The sequence below is a fragment of the Zavarzinia sp. genome (assembly GCF_041650655.1).
Classification (GTDB): Bacteria; Pseudomonadota; Alphaproteobacteria; order Zavarziniales; family Zavarziniaceae; genus Zavarzinia.
This window is the reverse complement of sequence record NZ_JBAZKR010000283.1, coordinates 1-2,567: the sequence shown is the minus strand read 5'-3', so window position 1 is coordinate 2,567 and position 2,567 is coordinate 1. Positions and strand designations below refer to the sequence as shown.

Annotated in this window: 4 protein-coding genes; all 4 read left to right on the top strand. The window is 66.8% G+C overall.

Annotation, left to right across the window (positions count from 1 at the left end; genetic code table 11):
* The coding region (locus tag WC493_RS23640; RefSeq protein WP_373069176.1) for a plastocyanin/azurin family copper-binding protein at nucleotides 1–336 on the top strand (336 nt) is incomplete at its 5' end.
* Nucleotides 326–655: a cytochrome c gene (locus tag WC493_RS23635; protein ID WP_373069174.1), complete on the top strand. Its 330-nt coding sequence runs from the start codon at nucleotides 326–328 to the stop codon at nucleotides 653–655. The genes WC493_RS23640 and WC493_RS23635, both read left to right, overlap by 11 nt.
* Complete coding sequence (locus WC493_RS23630; protein WP_373069172.1) at nucleotides 652–1,827, top strand: cytochrome D1 domain-containing protein; 1,176 nt, start codon at nucleotides 652–654, stop codon at nucleotides 1,825–1,827. Before WC493_RS23635 ends, WC493_RS23630 begins: the two co-directional genes overlap by 4 nt.
* A gap of 2 nt (nucleotides 1,828–1,829) precedes the next feature.
* Nucleotides 1,830–2,567, top strand: a 738-nt coding sequence (locus WC493_RS23625; protein WP_373069170.1) for a hypothetical protein, incomplete at its 3' end; no start/stop codon positions are given.

Genomic DNA, 2,567 nt, shown 5'->3' with positions numbered 1-2,567 from the left:
CCGGAGGTGTTTACCGAAGGCTACCGATCGAGACGAGCGCTGGCGCTGCTGGCGCTCGTTTCCACTTGGGCGGCGGCCCAGCAGACGGTCGAGGTGACGATTCAGGACTATCGCTTTGCGCCGCAGGAAGTTCGCATCAAGGCGGGCGATACGGTGAAGTGGATCAATCGCGAGAAGCGCACCAGTCACTCGGTGCTCTTCCCTGCCGAGAACGGCCTGGAGTCGGAGCGGCTTTTTCCGGATGAGCATTGGCAGCGCACGTTCACGCAGCCCGGCAGCTACAGCTACCGCTGCGGCCCGCATGAGGAAATGAAGGGATTGATCGTTGTCGAGTAGCGCGTTTCTGCCGGCACTGCTGGCCATCCTGCTCGGCGGTTTCGCCACGGTCGCGCTCGGCGAGCCCGCGGCGGCAAGGCAGAAGGAACTGATTCACCTGGTGCGGCAGGACTGCGGCTCGTGCCATGGGCTGACCCTGCAAGGGGGGCTGGGACCGGCGCTGTTGCCGGCGGCGCTGGCGGGCAAGCCCGTCGAGGGGCTGGTGGCGACCATCATCGGCGGCCGCACGGGTACGCCGATGCCGCCCTGGCACCGCTTCCTGACGCAAGATGAAGCACAATGGATCGTTGAAAAACTGATGACCGGGTTCCCAGAATGAGACGGATCGCGCAACTGGTTTTGCTTGGACTGATGACGGTGCTGCTCGGCGCCTGCGGCGGAATGTCCCTGCGCGGCACCGGCGATCTCGGCCTGGTGATCGAGCGCGCCAGCGGTCATGTCACGCTGGTCAATACGAGTAGCCGCCAGCCCTACGCCCGCATCGGCGGGCTCGGCGACCTTTCCCACGCGTCCGTGGTCTATTCGCGTGACGCCCGCTACGCCTTCGTCTTCGGCCGCGACGGCGGGCTGACCAAGATCGACCTGCTGCAAGGCCTCGTCGTCAAGCGCGTCATGCAGTCGGGCAACTCCATCGGCGGCTCGATCTCGCAGGACGGCCGCATCGTCGTCGCGCAGAACTACACGCCGGGCGGAATCAAGGCCTTCGATACGGAGACGCTCGAACTGCTTGCGGAAATCCCGGCCGAGTACGAGCCGGGGCGCTTCTCCAAGGTGGTGGGCCTCGCTGACGTGCCGGGCAACAAGTTCGCCTATGCCCTGTTCGAGGGCGGCGAGATCTGGGTCAGCGATTTCTCGAATCCGAAGAAGCCGGTGACGCAGCGTTATCCGGCCGGCCTGCAGCCGTATGACGGGCTGGTCACGCCCGACGGGCGACACTATCTTGCCGGCCTGTTCGGCGAGGACGGCATTGCGCTGCTCGATCTGTGGCAGCCGGAAAAGGGTGTGCGCAAGATCCTCGAGAAGTACGGCCGCGGCGAAGAAAAGCTGCCGGTGTTCAAGATGCCGCACCTGCGCGGCTGGTCCATCGCCGCGGGCAGGGCCTGGCTGCCTGCGATCGGCCGCCACGAGGTGCTGGTGGCCGATGCGGCGACCTGGAAGGAAACCGGTCGCGTCGCGGTCAAGGGCCAGCCGGTATTCGTCATGGCCAGCCCCGACGGGCGCCGGATCTGGGTCAACTTCGCCTTCCCCGACAACGGCTGGGTGCAGGTGATCGACACGCTGACGGGCAAGGTGGTGCAGACCCTGCAGCCGGGCAAGGCGGTGCTGCACATGGAATTCACGCCGCGCGGCGAGGCCGTCTGGGTGTCGGCGCGCGATGACAACCGGGTCGTCGTCTACGACACCGGGACCTTCCGCCAGCTGGGCGATATTCCGGTTGAATCGCCCTCCGGCATCTTCTTCACCAGCCGCGCGGCGCGCATCGGATTCTGATGATGGACTCGCCCTACAGCCCGCTCGAATTCGCCCTGCTCAACGATTGGCAGCGCGACTTTCCGATTGCCGCGCAGCCCTTCGCCGAGCTCGCGCCAAGAGTCGGCGCCGACGGCACGGTGATTCTTGCGACCCTCAAGCGGCTGCAGGCGCGCGGCGCCATCAGTCGCGTCGGCGCGGTGTTCGCGCCGCGGCGCATCGGCGCCTCGACGCTGGCGGCGCTCGCCGCGCCGGCCGGACAGATCGAACGGATCGCGGCGCAGGTCAGCGCGTGGCCGGAAGTGAACCACAACTACCAGCGCGAGCACCATTACAACCTGTGGTTCGTCGCCACGGCCGCCGACGCGGCGGCGCTGGCGGCCGCTTTGGCCGGCATCGAGCGCGAGACCGGTTGCGAAGTGATCTCGCTGCCGCTGGAGCAGGAATACCACATCGACCTCGGCTTCGACCTGAAGTCGCCGCACAAGCACCACGTCGATATATCCGCCACGTCGCTGCGCGAGCCCGACGCGAGAGAGAGGCAACTGATCGCGGCGCTGCAGCCCGGACTCGACTTGGTGGAGCGTCCCTTCGCGCGGCTCGGCGAACGCGTCGGCATGAGCGAGGAGGAAGTCCTGCGCCGGATCACCGGCTGGCTCGAGGACGGACTGATCAAGCGCTTTGGCGTCGTGGTACGCCACCATGAGTTGGGTTTCCGCGCCAATGCGATGGTGGTGTTCGACGTGCCCGACGACCAGGCC